Origin of the sequence: Marinobacter vinifirmus, from assembly GCF_002258215.1 — a bacterium.
Taxonomy (GTDB): Bacteria; Pseudomonadota; Gammaproteobacteria; order Pseudomonadales; family Oleiphilaceae; genus Marinobacter; species Marinobacter vinifirmus.
Window position 1 is genome coordinate 1 of the sequence record NZ_NEFY01000034.1, and the last position, 15,307, is coordinate 15,307.

The window sequence follows — 15,307 nt, forward strand, 5'->3', positions numbered from 1 at the left end:
GGGTATACGGATTTAATGGTTGATGGGGCACCTTCACCCCATCAATCTGATACCACCCTCAGATGGTTGATAGATCGACTCCGTAGTTGAGTTCCTCTGCGAAGTCCGGCAGTCCGTAACCGATGGTTTTCTTGTAGAAAGGAGAGACCTTCGCAGTCGGTGCCTTTTTCTTGTGCTTCGTGGTGTAGAGCATTCGTGCCCGCATCACCTCGAAGGAGTAACCGCGCCCTTCACGGTTCTTGTCCTTGGCCAGTCGGTTGATGGACTCCGTGTAAGCGTTGGTGACGGGCATGTCCGTCTCGAAGTAGGTCATGGTCTCTTCGCGCCAGTTTCCCACTGCCCTGACCAGATCGCTCCAGACTTCCTTTTGGCCCTTCGGGATGGTGGCTATCCACTCGTCCAGGGCGGCTTCTGCCTGGAGCCGTGTGGTGGCGTCCCAAGAGCTTTTTGCCAATAATGAGCATTATTTAACCCTTCAACGCCAAAATGCGTCTGGCACCGTTAAGTACAATGCCCCCCGCGATGGTGCCGATAATCAGATCCGGATAATTGGAACCGGTCCACGCGACCAGGGCGCCGGCGGTGATGACCCCCAGGTTGATCACCACGTCGTTGGCCGAGAATATCCAGCTTGCCTTCATGTGCGCCCCGCCTTCCCGATGTTTGGATATGAGCAGCAGACAACTGGTATTGGCAATCAATGCGACGAATGCGATAGCCATCATCACCAGCGATTCAGGCTCACTACCGAATACAAAGCGTCTCACCACCTCTACGAGCACGCCCACAGCCAAGATCAGTTGCAGTACACCAGCAAGATGCGCGGCACGTACCTGCATTTTCACGCTATGTCCAACCGCATAAAGGGCAAGCCCGTACACCGCCGCATCGGCAAAATTGTCCAGGGATTCTCCAATCAGGCCGGTGGACTGGGCGATCAGACCGGCAGTCATTTCCACCACGAACAGAAGTGCATTGATGCCGAGCAACCAGCGCAGGGTCCCGGATTCTTGCTTAGCAGAAGCTGCCGAAAACTCGGCGGCCTTGATGGTCTCCGGATTTGCAGCGACGGTTTCCTGAAGCGAGGCGCCTAGCCCCAAGGTCTTCAGTTTCGAGGTGACGGGCTCGACCTCGCCGTCATGCACGACCTTCAGCCGGCGGTTCGACAAGTCGAAGGACAGCGCCCGAATCTCCTCAAAGCCGTTCAGGGCTAGGCGAATCATTCGTTCTTCTGATGGACAGTCCATCTTCGGCACGGCATAAACACTGACCCATCTCCCTGGCGCCTCGGAGGAGGCCTGTATATCGGTATCCGCTGCGGACGTTGCATCACCGCCACAGGCGCCACCACAGGATTTGCTCATGATACGACTCCACTTGAACAATGTTGTGGTACCATTTAAAACTATAAAGCTACTATAAGGTCAATAGAGTAAAGAATCCGTTGGGGAGGAGGCTGATGCGCATTGGTCAGTTGGCGCAGTTGGTAGGGGTCGAAACACAGACGATCCGCTTCTATGAACAGCAGGGCTTGTTGCCGCCGCCTGATCGGCAGGACAACGGTTACCGTGTCTATACCGAGAAGCATGGTGAGGGGCTGGCCTTCATCCGTCGCTGCAGAATCCTGGGCCTGTCACTGGCTGAGATTCACGAACTACAGAGCTATCAGGACGACCCTCATCAGCCTTGTACCGCCGTCAACGCCTTGCTCGATGATCACATCTCTCATGTGCGGTCGCAGATAACCGCTCTGCAAGCGCTTGAGAAACAACTCGTTTCACTGAGAGCGAGTTGCAACGATGACCGGGAAGTTGAGGCGTGTGGGGTTCTTGCTGGAATTAGCGAAGGAAACATGCACCAGCAGTAGGTGAAGCATCAACCAGATAATCCGATGAGATGCCGGTCTGTCTCACTCTCATGCAAAGGTAAGATCAACCATTTAATCCGCTTACCCAATAAATAAAGCCGTTGCCAAAAATGGAATTGCCAACCCCAGCGAATAAACGGCCAGGTACAGCATGCCGGTTTCAGCATTCGCATGGGTGGAACTGAGAGCCAGGATAGCGCCCAATATCGGGCCAATACACGGTGTCCACCCGACGGCAAAGGCCAAGCCGAGAAGGAACGCTGCCGTGGGCCGTCCACCCTCAAGGGTTTGCCCAAAGCGCCAGTCGCGCTGTAACGCGGGCATGCTCCACCAGCCCAGCATAAATAGCCCCATCAGCACAATCAGAATGCCCGCCACCAGATTGGCTTCCTGCCGGTAGGCCATCAGCCACTGACCGAGCAGACTAGCGCTGGCACCAAAAGCGATGAACACTACACTGAACCCAAGGACAAAACAGATACTGAGCCACAGAGATTGCAGTCGACTCGAACGGTCTGTGACAGTGCCGCCCGTAACGACCGATAGATACCCCGGAACCAGCGGCAGAGTGCAGGGTGAGAAAAATGACACCAGGCCGCCAAAAAAAGCAGCCAGCATTCCCCATGTCGCAAGATCTGGCATTTCCGTGAGTCCTCAATTTTCTGAGTTCAGTTGACGGTGGAGGGCATCAAGCCCATCCGTGTTTTGTTCGACACCGGTCGACTATTTCTGTGCGTCTGGGAGCGACTCCTGAACAAGACGAAGTAGCGGTTTGGGACCAAACTCCGTGAGTTGGCGGCCATTCACGAAAAAAGTCGGGGTGCCCCGAACACCGATGGTTTTGACGTCCTGCATGTCCTGATCAAGGATGGCGCTTATCCGTTCGGATTGCATATCCTCACGGGCTTGGGACAGGTCCAGACCGGCTGCCTCGGCCGCTCCCCATGCCTTGGCAACCTTCGGGTCGTCGTGCCAGGCCGGCTGCACCTCCAACACAGCTTCCAGCACCGGTTCATAGACATCTTGCAGGCGAGCTGCTTCCAGAATTCTGGAGACTTCCTCGGAACCCTGATGGAACATTGTGTACCGCAAAACAAGCCGCACCTGGCCTGGATACTCAGCAAGTATCTGTTTCACGATCGGGTAGAACGCCCGGCAGGCTTCGCAGGAGGGGTCGAAAAACTCAACGATGATCACCGGTGCGTCGGCAGGCCCGAATGTGGGCGAATGGAAGCGTACCAATGCTTGTTGGTTCGCGATCGGTTCGGCAGCGGCAACAGACTTTTCGCCGGTGGTGGCCGTTTTTTGAGGCTGCTGGGGCTGTGGCTTGAATAGGACGGCGGCTGAAAAGGCTGCGATCAGCACGAGACACACGACAACAAAGATGGCACGACGATTCATGTATGAACTCTCCGACGGATAAGCAAGAGCAGAATGATGATGGCAACAAAAATGGCCAGCGATAGAAACGGAAGCGGCAGCCCACCAAATATCGTCATTCCGTCACCCGAGCAGGACGGGCCAGTGGCCGTGCAGGGCTGAATGGGTTGTGGAATGAGCCCCACATAAAGCAGTGAGTGGGCTAGAGCGAACAGGGAGCCAATGACAGACAGCGGCATAGCGTAGCGCCAAACGTTAAAATCCGAGTAGTAGCAGGCGACTGCGAGAATCACCGCCAACGGAAACATGAAGGCGCGCTGAAACCAGCACAGAACGCACGGAGCCTGCCCGAGAACTTCCCCGATGTAGATGGCTGAAAGCGAGGACCCCGCCGCCAGTAGCCAGGCTGACAGCAGCAGCCCCCATGGAATCACCCGGTTATTGGTGGTCACCGGGATGGCTCTCTGGATTCATTGGCACAAGTGCTTTGCGAAGAAGAGCAGCAGCTGTTTCCAGCGGTATCGCCTTCATCTTTGCTCGATTTATCGGCGGTTTCAGCCCCACCGGCACGCCATTCCTCCATACCCTCACGGATGACCTGCCAAGCGGAGTGCAGGAATAGCGCAGCAATGGCGAGGCCCACAATGATGTCCGGCCAGAGGGTATTGGTGAGGGCGACCAATCCTGCCGCAATGATTACACTGCTATTGGCGAACAGATCGTTCCTGGAACACATCCAGGTGGAACGCATATTGAGATCGTCCGCACGATGACGGTAGAGCAACACAAAACAAACGCCGTTTGCAAACAGGGCAAGAGCGCCGACAGCGCCCATCCACTCGGCGGCGGGCACTTCCTGTATCACCAGCTTGCGGATGGCATCGGCGACAACAACAAGCCCGAACAACAGCATAAAGCCGCCTTTGAACAAAGCCGCTCCGGCACGCGCGCGACGGCTTCGGTCCAGCACGAACAGTGTCAGTGCATAGACAGACGCGTCGCCAAACATATCCAGCGAATCGCCCAGCAACGCGGTAGAGCTTGCAATCCAGCCGGCGCTGAATTCCACCACAAACATCACTGCGTTGATGGCAAGCGCAATGTAAAGCACCCGGCTTTGGCTCGCTCGCAATTGTGCCAGTTCACCGGCCTTGTTTTCACAGCAGCTGTCCACGACGAACCCTCCTAAAACGTGCAATACATCGATACACTGGTGGTTATAGTAACTATAAGGTCAATAGCGATGAGCGAAAAAAGGAACACGGTCGGTCGGCTAGCTGATGATACGGGCGTTAAGCCCGTGACCATCCGTTATTACGAAAAAATTGGACTGTTGCCGAAAGCGACCCGCTCGGAGTCGGGCTATCGTCTCTACTCCGAAGAGGATCATTCGCGGCTGCTGTTTATTCGACGAAGCCGCGGGCTCGGATTTAGCCTTGACGATATTCGTGAACTGCGTTCACTGGCGGATCGTCAGCAGGAGTCCTGTGCGGGTGTGGACGCCAAAGTTGAACAACAACTGGTTCAAGTGCGCTCTCGACTGAAAGATCTACATGCAATGGAACACGAGTTGGAAAGACTGAGTGCGTGTTGTGACGGCGGAGTTATTATGGACTGCCGAATTATCGAGACACTCTCCGGCTCTGCTTAACCACTTTGTATGTGCCCGCCAACCAGGACTGTCTCAATTCGAGTTGGGACAGTCTATTCAGTCAGGCATCCTCCTGAATAAGAGCAGCGAGGTCATGCCGAATTTCTTCCCCGCTCAAATCGGGCCGCATTAAAAGGCGAGGGTTACCTTCGCGATCAAATACATAAATCGCGCTGCTGTGTGACACCGCATAATTTCCATCAGCGTCAGGTTCGTCATAACCGAAGGTTGTCCTATATCGTTTTGCCAGTTCACGAAGCTGGGGTTCTTTTCCAGTGAGCCCTACAATATTGTCGCCGAAGAAATCCACGTATTTTGCGAGACGCTCAGGCGTGTCACGTTTCGGATCGACACTCACGAACAAAGTGAGTACTTCATCCTGAAGCGCGGGGTCCAGGCCACTGGTTGCCTGATTGAGTTTTTGCAGGGCGGTCGGGCAAACATCGGGGCACGAGGTGAACCCGAAAAACAGCATTCTCACGCGGCCACTGTAATCATCGCCAGATACAGACTTGCCCTGGCTATTGATCAGGTCGAATTCCAGCTCAGGCATCAAGCCACTGATGTTTTTACCGTTCCAGTCTTCCTCGTCATTGCCAAAGCAACCAGTCAGCAATAGGGCTGCTATCAGCGTTAAGGTCGCCGATATGATGTTGGTGCGCTGTCGCCAGAAGCGAGTTCTCATGACGCTGTTTCCTCAAGTTGTTTGGATTGGTTGGTATATTTTCCGTCCTGATGCATGGCTCGCCGGAGCATCAGAAGAATGCCAAGAATGCTCATCATGGCCGGAGGAATATAGGTCAGCATGCCTCCCAGTAGCTGGTCGACTTCCGGGTCCAGCGGCCAGGCCCTGCCACAGACTTCGTAAACGTCATAGACCATGTCACGTGAAAACACGATCCACGCCCCAAGAAACATCTGAAGCACACCTGCGGCGGCCAGAACCAACATGCGTCTGCCATACCCCAGCGATGAGGTGATCGCCGGCGGTCTTGGATCAAAGATCAACCACCAGAACAGCAGGCCATCCAGCAACATGCTCCAGTTCATGACCCAATACAGATCCCGGCTGAGCATGGCGTCAAAATGGATTGATGGCCACAGCCAGAAATAGATAAGCCCGACAAACAGGAAAAGGGCGATAAAAGGCTGTTGCAGAACGTTATAGACCCAGCCCAGAGGCCTCAATGTATGCCTCCAGCCCGGGCTGATTTTTGCGAACCAGAACCGCATGACCGGTAAAGGGTTGGACAGGGCGATCAGGATCGGACCGATATGATGAAGAATCAGGTGCTGACCCCGATGGACGAAGAACATGTATTGTGCGTAGTAATCGAAGCGGGTCTGCATCACCGCATAACAGATCAGTACCCCCAGGGTGAACGCAAAGATCCGCAGTGAGCCTGGCCGGTCCTGTTCCGGCATCCGAATTAGCCCGACGCCATAGAATCCCATCACGAGCATGTAGCTGAGTATGGTCAGCGGCGAGAAATCGTAGGGTAAAAGGTAGTCAAGCAGTGACATAGCGTTGCCGGTTGTTTTGTTGTTATTTCAGTGACCCTACCTTGGATGTCACCAGGTCGTACAGTTCCTGAGGCCCCAGGCGGCTCAAGGTGTCTCCGTTAACGTAGAATGTTGGGGTTCCGGAAATTCCAACCGCCTTAACGTCCGCAGCATCCTGTTGAATAATGCCGTCAATCTCGGGTGAGTTCATACCGGCCCGAGCGGCTTCGACATCAAGTCCGGCTGACTCCGCCGCATCCCATGCTGCGGCGACCTTTGGATCATCGTGCCATTTCGGTTGTGCTTCCATAACAGCGTCCAGTACCGGCTCATAGACCCCCTGTTCACGGGCGGTTTCCAGGATTCTGACGGCCTCTTCCGAGCCTTTGTGAAACAATACGTAGCGCAGTACCAGACGCACGTTGTCCGGGTAGGCAGCCTGAATCTGTTTCACATAGGGATGCATGGCGCGACAACCTTCGCAGGATGGGTCGAAGAACTCGACAATGGTTACCGGCGCGTCCTCAGGGCCAATAACGGGAGAGTAATCCCTCACCAGTGGCGTTTTTTCAACAACGGCGGGTTCATTAGTGCCCTGGGAGCGATCGTAAATAACAAAAGCACCAGCAAAGACAACCAGACAAAAAAGAAGGAGACTGATGACCAGGGTTCGGGTTTGCACGGGAGATCTTCCTATTTTAAATGAGTTTACGGGTTTCAGATTATTCAGGTGTCCGGTAGCAGCCGACTAGGCACCCACCGCAGATAAAGCATCATTCCAAACAGTTCCAACAAAGACTGGACGACAATCACCACGACGGCCACAGCCCAGGCCTCTGGCATTGACAGTGCCAAAGGTAAAACCACGAAGGAGTTGCGTGTTCCTAGGCTGAAGATGACGGTGCGACCGGTTTCTACCGGTAATCGAAAGACCCGGCGCAGAGCCTTTCCAACCAGAGCCGCAGCTAGAAGATAGGCCGGAAACAGAATCATCAAGGGCCAGATAAGTGAGCCGGTACTGTCGATCTGGCTGACCTGTGTCATTGAGATGATGAACAGTACGACTGTCAGCAGAGGGACCGGCATCAGACCCATGAAGCGAATGAACCCGATGGCTTTTCTGGAGTTTTCGGCCCATTTTTCAGTCAGAAATGCCAGGATAAGCGGGACAATAATCAGCCCGCCAAAGGCCGGCAGGAGGTGCCGCCCAAGCTCAAGATTCACGTCGAACTGATTACCCATGAAAAGCCAGAGGTAAAGTGGAAGAAGACCCAGTTGAGCAATCAGCAGAACCGGTGTTGCCGCAATGGCTCGGGTGCTGTCCCCCTTGCCTAGGTGAGTGAAGGTGACAAACCAGTCGGTACAGGGCATCAGCAATACCAGAAGCACTCCCAACTTCAGCGCGTCATTGTCCGGCAGCGCCAATATCAGCAAGGCAGTGATCGCCGGCATGACCAGAAAATTTCCGGTGAGCAAGGCACCCATGAACCGACGGTCCCGGAACATATCAGACAGGTGGGTCAACGGTGTTTGAGTAAATGTGGCGTAGAGCAGAACTCCGAGCAACCCCCAGATTAAGTAATCCGGCACACTGTCACCGAGGGACGATGTCCAATCCACAGACAGTCCGAAAACAACAGCGATGAGGTAGGCCCAGACCTGGTGGCGTTCAATTACGTCTCGCATGGCGTGCTCGTAACCGAGTGGAATGTCGGCCATTCGCAGCATATCTGCCACACGGTACCCTTTTCAGCAGCCCTGCTAGCCATGGCCATAAGTATGGGCATCTTTGTGACTGTGATCAGGATGTTCAAACTCCAATGTTGAATGAGTGATGCCGAACTCGTTTTCCAAAGTTCGTTTTATCCCACCCTTGACTTTTTCAAGTTCATTCCAGGCACTTATTTCGACCACCACATGGGCGTCGAGGGAGGCATCATGCTCACCCATCTGCCAGAAATGTACGTGGTGAAGGTCTAAAACGCCTTCTACGTTTGATAAAGCCTCGATGACAGAATCTGTGTCGATATCCAATGGACTACCCAGCATGAGTGTCCGGATGGTTCCGCCGATTTCCGTTAGACCCAGGTAGAGAATATAGCTTGCGATACCAATTGTGATCGCGGGATCAACCCAACGCATGTCGTACAGGAGAATCAGGGCGCCGCCTACAACGACTGCAATTGACGCAAACGCATCAGACAAGTTGTGTAGAAACAGCGCACGGATGTTGACGCTGTCCTTTTGCATGGAGTAAGTAAGCAGCGCGGTCAAACCATCCACTACCAATGCGATAATGCCAAGCCAAACTACCCACCACCCCTTGATTTCCGGGGGATCTATGAATCGCATGCCACCTTCGTAGATCAAATATGCCCCGATCATTATCAAAGTGGTGTAATTTATGAGTGCCGCAACAACCTCAATTCTCCCGTAGCCAAAGGTCATCTTCGAGTCGGCCGGGCGGCGTGCAATCTTCCGCGCCGCAAATGCGATAAATAGTGACGCCATATCCGAAAAGTTGTGTATAGCGTCGGCTATCAGCGCCAAGCTGCCAGCGAAGATCCCTCCAGCGATCTGAGCCAAGGTTAGGATACCGTTCGCCCAGATAGCTACTGCAACTCTCTTATCCTTAGTATCCGGTGACATGTGAGCATGCTCGTGGCCCATTGTTTTCTCCTTGGTCGTTGCTGTTCAATTAAACGTAGTCGCAACACTCGCTAAGCCTGGCTCAGAGGGCTTAGCGAGTGTTGCGACCGCGCGAAAACTAGCCATTCTGGCGATTTTCCATGTTATTCCCGGCACCTTTCTCGGCTGTGAAGCTCGTGACCAAAATCATGGCCACGCCCAGGACGATGAACACGTCGGCAAGGTTGAACGCCGGCCAGTGCCGGGATTGCCAATGAAAATCCAGGTAATCGACAACATAGCCTCGAAAAACTCGGTCGATGACATTTCCAAATGCACCGCCAAGTACCATCGAATAGGCTAGTGCTTCGGTTCGCTTATGGCTGTCCCGAATCAATTTGACCAGAACAGCCGAGACGACAATGGCTATCGCAATAAAAAAATATCGCTGCCAGCCACCGCCATCGGCAAAGAGACTGAAGGCAGCGCCTTTATTCCATACGTGCACCCAATTAAAGAAAGGGGTGATCTCAACCGATTGTCCGTAAGCCATGGATTGCTGGACGAGCCATTTAATAAGTTGGTCGGCCAGAGCTATAAGTGCCGAAAAGCCGAGAAAAGTGAGCGTAAAAAAGCGAGAACGGTCTTCAGACATCGAATTATCCTTTTAGCGCAAGGATGCGCTTGGCACCAATGAGTACAATGCCTCCCACAATACCGCCAATAACCAGATCCGGGTAGTTGGAGCCGGTCCAGGCAACAAGAAGGGCTGCAAGGATAACTCCCAGATTGATAACCACATCATTGGCCGAAAATATCCAGCTGGCTTTCATGTGAGCACCGCCGTCACGGTGTTTGGCGATCAGGAGCAGGCAACTGATGTTGGCAATAAGGGCCACAGATGCGACGGCCATCATCATTGACGACTGGGGATCACTGCCAAACAGAAAGCGCCTGCCAACTTCAACCAGTACCCCAGCGGCAAGGATAAGCTGGAGTATGCCAGCCACATGCGCCGCTCTGACCTGCATTTTGATGCCGTGCCCAACGGCGTAAAGCGCGAGACCGTAGACGGCGGCATCGGCAAGCATGTCTAGCGAGTCTGCAATCAGGCCAGCGGACTGGGCGATCAGGCCCATCGTCATCTCGACCAGAAACATCAGTGCGTTGATTGCCAGCAGTATCCATAAAGTGCCGGACTCTTCGCTTTCGTTGGCCTTAGAAGATTCAGCCGCTCTGACGGATTCAGCGCTGGCGTCTTCTGTCCTCTGCAAGGAAGCGCCCAGACCCAGGGTTTCCAGTTTGCTGGTAATAGGTCCGACTTCGCCTTGATGGATAATTTCCAGCTTTCGATTCGATAGGTCGAATGAGAGTGACTGAATGTTGTCAAAACCCGTGAGCGCCATTCGAATCATTCGCTCTTCTGAGGGGCAATCCATTTTCGGCACGCTGTAGGTGCTGAGCTGGCTGTCTGTTTCGGCGGTGACGGGGCTCTGAAGCTCATTGTTAACGACAGAATCTTCGCTGCCACACTGTCCATCGCAGGGTTTGCTCATTTTCGCGGCTCCGGTTCTCACACAAGTTCCGTTATTTAAAACCCTGTAGTCACTACAGGGTCAACGTTAAGTTGTTAGTTTTTGACGACACTGGTGAACCCACCGCGATTCGACGACTTGCGGTATGACCCTGTAGTAACTAAAGAGTTGAACTGGAGTACATTAAAAGGAGTTTGAGCAACGATGAGGCAGGGCAACAAGAGCGTACTAATCCTTGGTAGCTACGGAGCTGCAGGGGCGGCTATTGCAACACTCTTGGGCAACGGATCGACAGCGACATTGTCTTGGCAGGCCGGTCGCTGGAAAAAGGGCGTGAACGGGCGGAACAATTAGATCGCCCGGGGAATACCGGGCAGAGCTGGCATCAAATTAACAAGGTGGTGTCCGGTTTAGCGGGGGCCACCACAGGGAGCGAACAGAAGAATTTAGTGAATGACCTGGCGTCAGACGGAAAGCGCTTCCGTGCCCACGACGCGATGTACGAAGACAGCCGCTTATATTCAAGTTCAATTCAGTGTCAAAGGATATAATAAAAGGTTTTGGTTTTAGGTTGTAGAAATACAAAGAAAAAATTTAAAAATGTAACAACTCTGCAATAAGTGCAAAGCACCATCTACTCAGCATTTGAAAGACTTCAAGTGTCATTTTGAATCTATCTAATCTGAAGAGGTGTCCATGAAAAAGTGTCTATCAATGTTGGTGTTTGGTGGGGTTGCAGTAACTTCAATGAATGCACTAGCGGGGGAAGGTCCTATCCTGTACGGCAAAGCCAATGTTTCGTATGAAAACCAGGACGACGGTAATAGCGATACCTGGAAGCTCCAGAGTAATGCGTCCCGTCTGGGGGTAAAAGGGGCGCTCAATACCGACCTCGAAGGCTTGGAGGCGATCTACAAGGCAGAATTTGAAATATCGATTGATGATGGAGATAAGGATGGCCAGACTTTCTCGCAGCGTAATATTTACGGTGGCTTCAAGCAGGCGAACCTCGGTGCACTGATTGCGGGAAAATTTGACACACCTTTAAAGTCAGCGCAGGGCAAGGTTGACCAGTTCAACGACTTACAGGCGGATATAAAAAATATCATGGCTGGTGAAAATCGGACCAGCAACATTGTTCAATACAGTTCTCCACGTCTGTTTGATGCTGTGGGCGTTAGTGTTGCCGTCATCCCGGGTGAAGAGCAGTCAGCTGGGGCAGAGAACGACGGACCTGCGGATGCAGTTTCCAGCTCTTTTACGTTTGAGAATGATCGTTTTTACGGAAGTATTGCCTACGATTCTGATATCGAAGATTCACTGGAAGCCGATTCAAGTGGCGATAGTCGTCTTAATATCCTGCGAACCGTAGGGAAGGTCCGATTAAGCAACTTCGAGATCGGCGCAGTTTACCAGTTGGCAGAAGAAAGCGATGGCCCTGGAGAAGATACGTCTTATCTGGTTGGTGGTGCCGTTAATCTTGAGCGTTGGAAGATCAAGGCACAGTACGGACTGACCGAAGCCGAGACAACAAACGAGGAGCTAACCCTGCTGGCCTTGGGGCTCGATTATAAACTGGCGAGCAAGAGTAAGGTCTATGCGTATGTGTCTCAGGTGGAGGCGGACTTGGCCGACTCTGAGGACTCCACATTTGGTGTGGGCTTCGAGCATAAGTTTTCCATGTAGAGTCGAGCGTGATCGCTGAATACAGGGGGACCGACGTATCTGAAATCTTTTCCGGATTTCAAGCTCATTTAAGGTTCGTGTGAGAGTCTACTTGTGAGTTAACTAAGGTTATTTAATGGCGGGAATGCTTCATTCTCGCCTTTTTTTTGACCTTTAGTTCGTTGTTCTAGCTGGTTTTAAGATTTGCGCCACGATCCGTACGAATCGGATATCACAAACAATTAAGAAAGAAACTGGAGGGGAATACGTTGAAGCGCAACATTCTGGCCACTGCGATTGCAGGGATGACAACACTGTCGGGAAGTTGGGCCGCGACGGCAGCGGAGGTTGAATTCCACGGTGATATGGATAACCGCTTTCAGGCCTACACCAATCAAAGAGACTGGTTTGCTGGTGGTAACTCAGGTGGCGGTACGCTGAAAGATGACGAGCCGACCGAGAGCTTCGGCGAGGTCAAATATCGCTTCTGGGCGAAGGCAACTTCCGACGACAAGAAAGTTACCGGTGTATTCGCGACGGAGATTGGTGGCATCCGCTACGGTGAGGGGTCGGGTGGCGACTATTCCGGTGATGGTGTGAACATCGAAACACGGTGGGCTTATGTGGATTTCTTGGTGCCCAACACGCTAGACCAGCGCGTCTCGCTGGGCTTGCAGCCAGTGTCAGTGAACCGACATGTCTGGACTGAAACCGCCACAGCCGCTGTTTGGAAAGGCTCACTGGGCTCTGGATTTGACTATCAGTTGTTATGGGGGCGAGGTGACTCTTCCAATGAGAGCGGCGTCGACTCAGAACAGGACGAAGGCTGGGATGGCGCGGACAACTTCGCGATCAACCTGAACAAGCGTTACTCACCGAACCTGAGCGCGGGCCTATTCTATCTCTATCAGATGAATGATCAAATTGCTGAGGGAGTAGGTACGGTAAATAGCAGGGAGTATGAACTGAAGAGTATCGCTGATAACTCCAAATATTCCGTTTCCAGCTTTGGGGTGGAGATGGATTATGGTCAAGAGACGTCGCTAGGCCGCATGTTCGTGAAGGGTATGGTGATTGGCCAAAGCGGAACAATAGAAGGTGTAAATTTCGTCCCATTGAATGGTGCTACGAATCCCAATACGAACTATGACCTTTCGACCGTTCTGGGACGCGGCGAGCTCGGGCTGCAATTTGGACCAAACCAACTGACGTACACCGTGCTCTACGCATCGGGCGATGGCAATGAGCAAGACGGGGACTTCGACGCCTTCATCGCCACGGATGTCGACTTCAGCGACAGTATGATTTTTCAGGAAAACATGACGAGCGATGACTACTTCGCCGAAACGCCCTATATCCTCGACAAAGGGTATTTCATGAACAAGCTACAGCTCGATCATAAAGTAGCGGCCAATATTACGGTCAGCGGAATGATTGTCTACAACCGCTTGGCTGAGGACATTGCACTTGCCGATGGATCGTCCTCAAAAGATCTCGGACTGGAATTTGGCTCCAAGGTCTCGTACTTCCCATACCCTTCGCTTGAGCTGTCGGCAGAAGCTGCATACCTGGCATCAGGCGATGCCATGGATGCGCTGGAGGAAACTGCCTTACAGGACGGCAAAAGCGATCAGGACATTGTTCATGTTGCCGGTCGGGTAAGGTACAAGTTCTAACAAGAACGGGGTGGTGGGGAGTTATTGTCAAATCTGGTGTATGAGCATCAGGCGGCGTCTCTGCCGGATTGATCATCCACCCGTTCTCCATCCCGAAACTGAACGTTATTCACGACCAGCTTCAGTTGGTTAAACCCCTTGATCCGCTTCCAGCGTTTCTGGGCGGATTGGAGCAATTTAAATACCATCGATAACGTAGTGTCGCGGTTGCCACAGGACCGGCTTCGCTTGGTCCTCAGCCTGACTGTGGCGAAGGTGGACTCAATGGGATTCGTGGTCCTCAAGTGAATCCAGTGCGCTGCCGGGAAATCGTAAAAGGCCAGCAGTTCATCCCGGTCTTTTTCGAGGTTTTCCATGGCCTTCGGGTACTTGTCCCGGAATCGCCTTAACGTGCTGTCAAAGGCTTTGTGAGCGCCATCACGGGTCTCCGCCAGATAGATCTCATGCAGGTCTGACTTCACCTTCGGCTGTACGGACTTGGGCAGCTTGTCCAGCACGTTGGCAGTCTTGTGAACCCAGCACCTCTGGTGCCGGGTATCCGGAAACACCTTGCTCAGCGCTTTCCAGAAGCCCAAAGCCCCGTCGCCTACGGCCAGCTTGGGCGCATTGTCCAGGCCACGTTCACGCAAGCCGGTGAGCAGCTCTCGCCAGCTGGCTTCGGACTCGCGGTGGCCATCTTCCACCGCGACCAGCTCCTTGTGGCCATGCTCTGTGACCCCGATAATCACCAGCAGGCAAAGTCGATCATCCAGACGAACATTGCTGTAGACACCGTCTGCCCACCAGTAGACGTAGCGCTTCTGGCCCAGGTCACGGCGACGCCAATCCTCGTGCTCCTTCAGCCACCGTGCCTTGAGCCGTGACACCGTGTTGGCGGACAGGCCCTTGGCCTGCTCGCCGACCAAGGCACTCAGGGCCTCCTGAAAATTGCCAGAGGAGACACCGCGCAGGTAGAGCCAGGGGATGAGTTCATCCAGACTCTGGGCCCGCTTCAAATACGGTGGCAGGAGCTGACTGTTGAAGCGAATGCCGGAGCCGCTGCGGTCCCGGACCTTGGGCACCTGAACGTCAACATCTCCAACGCCTGTCTGAATGGTTCGCTTTGGTAAATGACCGTTTCGGACTACCGCCTTGCGACCATCGGGTGTCAATACATCGGCATACTGATCCAGTAGCCCCTGAAGCTCAGACTCGACAGCCCGCGCAATCAGGTCACGGGCACCCTGTCGGATCAGATCGTGCAAGGGATCGTTCGTGGTCGCCTCTGGTTGTGAAAGAGCATGCAGGTTAGACTTGGACATGGCGTATCCATCCTCTGTTGGTTGTGATCTTGGTGGTGATCAACCAACAGGATACGCCATCCTTTCAGCCTGCTTCCATACACCAGAAATCACCATAACTC

Annotated in this window: 16 protein-coding genes and 2 pseudogenes; 4 read left to right on the plus strand and 14 right to left on the minus strand. The window is 53.3% G+C overall.

Going from position 1 to position 15,307, the window contains the following annotated elements; genetic code table 11:
- Positions 1-58: 58 nt before the first annotated feature.
- Both B9Q17_RS17150 and B9Q17_RS17155 read right to left on the minus strand, forming a co-directional pair.
- Positions 59-439, minus strand: a pseudogene (locus tag B9Q17_RS17150) (transposase); the annotation flags it as partial.
- A gap of 28 nt (positions 440-467) precedes the next feature.
- Positions 468-1,364, minus strand: a complete 897-nt coding sequence (locus B9Q17_RS17155; protein WP_004574643.1) for a cation efflux transmembrane domain-containing protein — start codon at positions 1,362-1,364, stop codon at positions 468-470.
- Between the two features lie 95 nt (positions 1,365-1,459).
- On the opposite strand from B9Q17_RS17155, the gene cadR reads away from it, so the two are divergent.
- Positions 1,460-1,867 (plus strand): Cd(II)/Pb(II)-responsive transcriptional regulator, encoded by a 408-nt coding sequence (gene cadR, locus B9Q17_RS17160; RefSeq protein ID WP_004364961.1) that lies wholly within the window; start codon positions 1,460-1,462, stop codon positions 1,865-1,867.
- Between the two features lie 87 nt (positions 1,868-1,954).
- On the opposite strand, the pseudogene B9Q17_RS17165 reads toward cadR, so the two are convergent.
- From B9Q17_RS17165 to B9Q17_RS17180, 4 genes and pseudogenes are all read right to left on the minus strand, one after another.
- Positions 1,955-2,509 (minus strand): annotated as a pseudogene (locus B9Q17_RS17165) (cytochrome c biogenesis CcdA family protein); the annotation flags it as partial.
- A gap of 81 nt (positions 2,510-2,590) precedes the next feature.
- Positions 2,591-3,268, minus strand: a complete 678-nt coding sequence (locus B9Q17_RS17170; protein WP_008173644.1) for a DsbA family protein — start codon at positions 3,266-3,268, stop codon at positions 2,591-2,593.
- Positions 3,265-3,699 (minus strand): disulfide bond formation protein B, encoded by a 435-nt coding sequence (locus B9Q17_RS17175; protein WP_008173641.1) that lies wholly within the window; start codon positions 3,697-3,699, stop codon positions 3,265-3,267. Before B9Q17_RS17175 ends, B9Q17_RS17170 begins: the two co-directional genes overlap by 4 nt.
- Positions 3,696-4,421 carry a cation diffusion facilitator family transporter gene (locus tag B9Q17_RS17180; RefSeq protein ID WP_008173639.1) on the minus strand — a complete coding sequence of 242 codons (726 nt, stop codon included), beginning with the start codon at positions 4,419-4,421 and terminating at the stop codon, positions 3,696-3,698. Before B9Q17_RS17180 ends, B9Q17_RS17175 begins: the two co-directional genes overlap by 4 nt.
- 69 nt (positions 4,422-4,490) lie before the next feature.
- On the opposite strand from B9Q17_RS17180, the gene B9Q17_RS17185 reads away from it, so the two are divergent.
- Entirely contained in the window at positions 4,491-4,898 is a 408-nt protein-coding gene (locus B9Q17_RS17185; protein WP_094626108.1) for a MerR family transcriptional regulator, read from the plus strand.
- A gap of 61 nt (positions 4,899-4,959) precedes the next feature.
- Here B9Q17_RS17185 and B9Q17_RS17190 read toward each other — a convergent pair whose 3' ends face one another.
- The 7 genes from B9Q17_RS17190 to B9Q17_RS17220 form a co-directional block, all read right to left on the minus strand.
- On the minus strand, positions 4,960-5,583 hold the full coding sequence (locus tag B9Q17_RS17190) for an SCO family protein (protein WP_094626109.1): 624 nt from the start codon (positions 5,581-5,583) through the stop codon (positions 4,960-4,962).
- Positions 5,580-6,422, minus strand: coding sequence for a cytochrome c oxidase assembly protein (locus tag B9Q17_RS17195; protein WP_023010648.1), 843 nt, complete (start codon positions 6,420-6,422; stop codon positions 5,580-5,582). Before B9Q17_RS17195 ends, B9Q17_RS17190 begins: the two co-directional genes overlap by 4 nt.
- A 22-nt stretch (positions 6,423-6,444) precedes the next feature.
- Entirely contained in the window at positions 6,445-7,083 is a 639-nt protein-coding gene (locus B9Q17_RS17200; RefSeq protein WP_058091791.1) for a DsbA family protein, read from the minus strand.
- A 44-nt stretch (positions 7,084-7,127) separates the two neighbouring features.
- A complete protein-coding gene (locus B9Q17_RS17205) occupies positions 7,128-8,129 on the minus strand; it encodes a bile acid:sodium symporter family protein (RefSeq protein WP_206769037.1) in 1,002 nt (333 codons plus the stop codon).
- Between the two features lie 33 nt (positions 8,130-8,162).
- Complete coding sequence (locus B9Q17_RS17210) at positions 8,163-9,071, minus strand: cation diffusion facilitator family transporter (protein WP_008169406.1); 909 nt, start codon at positions 9,069-9,071, stop codon at positions 8,163-8,165.
- Positions 9,072-9,168: 97 nt separating this feature from the next.
- Positions 9,169-9,684, minus strand: a complete 516-nt coding sequence (gene lspA / locus B9Q17_RS17215; RefSeq protein WP_023011862.1) for a signal peptidase II — start codon at positions 9,682-9,684, stop codon at positions 9,169-9,171.
- Positions 9,685-9,688: 4 nt separating this feature from the next.
- Entirely contained in the window at positions 9,689-10,585 is an 897-nt protein-coding gene (locus tag B9Q17_RS17220) for a cation efflux transmembrane domain-containing protein (protein ID WP_023011861.1), read from the minus strand.
- A gap of 675 nt (positions 10,586-11,260) precedes the next feature.
- Between B9Q17_RS17220 and B9Q17_RS17225 the strand changes: the two genes are divergently transcribed.
- Both B9Q17_RS17225 and B9Q17_RS17230 read left to right on the plus strand, forming a co-directional pair.
- Positions 11,261-12,250, plus strand: a complete 990-nt coding sequence (locus B9Q17_RS17225; protein WP_226595805.1) for a porin — start codon at positions 11,261-11,263, stop codon at positions 12,248-12,250.
- Positions 12,251-12,498: 248 nt separating this feature from the next.
- Positions 12,499-13,905, plus strand: coding sequence for a hypothetical protein (locus B9Q17_RS17230; protein ID WP_094626110.1), 1,407 nt, complete (start codon positions 12,499-12,501; stop codon positions 13,903-13,905).
- Positions 13,906-13,952: 47 nt separating this feature from the next.
- Here the strand turns inward: B9Q17_RS17230 and B9Q17_RS17235 are convergent, their stop codons facing one another.
- Entirely contained in the window at positions 13,953-15,206 is a 1,254-nt protein-coding gene (locus B9Q17_RS17235) for an IS256 family transposase (protein ID WP_011783528.1), read from the minus strand.
- Positions 15,207-15,307 lie beyond the last annotated feature (101 nt).

Coding starts and splice junctions, on each gene's coding strand:
- B9Q17_RS17190 (WP_094626109.1), bottom strand. CDS start 5,583: ATGAGAACTCGCTTCTGGCGACAGCGCACCAACATCATATCGGCGACC.
- B9Q17_RS17225 (WP_226595805.1), top strand. CDS start 11,261: ATGAAAAAGTGTCTATCAATGTTGGTGTTTGGTGGGGTTGCAGTAACT.
- B9Q17_RS17170 (WP_008173644.1), bottom strand. CDS start 3,268: ATGAATCGTCGTGCCATCTTTGTTGTCGTGTGTCTCGTGCTGATCGCA.
- B9Q17_RS17205 (WP_206769037.1), bottom strand. CDS start 8,129: ATGCTGCGAATGGCCGACATTCCACTCGGTTACGAGCACGCCATGCGA.
- B9Q17_RS17195 (WP_023010648.1), bottom strand. CDS start 6,422: ATGTCACTGCTTGACTACCTTTTACCCTACGATTTCTCGCCGCTGACC.
- B9Q17_RS17210 (WP_008169406.1), bottom strand. CDS start 9,071: ATGGGCCACGAGCATGCTCACATGTCACCGGATACTAAGGATAAGAGA.
- cadR (WP_004364961.1), top strand. CDS start 1,460: ATGCGCATTGGTCAGTTGGCGCAGTTGGTAGGGGTCGAAACACAGACG.
- B9Q17_RS17185 (WP_094626108.1), top strand. CDS start 4,491: ATGAGCGAAAAAAGGAACACGGTCGGTCGGCTAGCTGATGATACGGGC.
- B9Q17_RS17155 (WP_004574643.1), bottom strand. CDS start 1,364: ATGAGCAAATCCTGTGGTGGCGCCTGTGGCGGTGATGCAACGTCCGCA.
- lspA (WP_023011862.1), bottom strand. CDS start 9,684: ATGTCTGAAGACCGTTCTCGCTTTTTTACGCTCACTTTTCTCGGCTTT.
- B9Q17_RS17235 (WP_011783528.1), bottom strand. CDS start 15,206: ATGTCCAAGTCTAACCTGCATGCTCTTTCACAACCAGAGGCGACCACG.
- B9Q17_RS17220 (WP_023011861.1), bottom strand. CDS start 10,585: ATGAGCAAACCCTGCGATGGACAGTGTGGCAGCGAAGATTCTGTCGTT.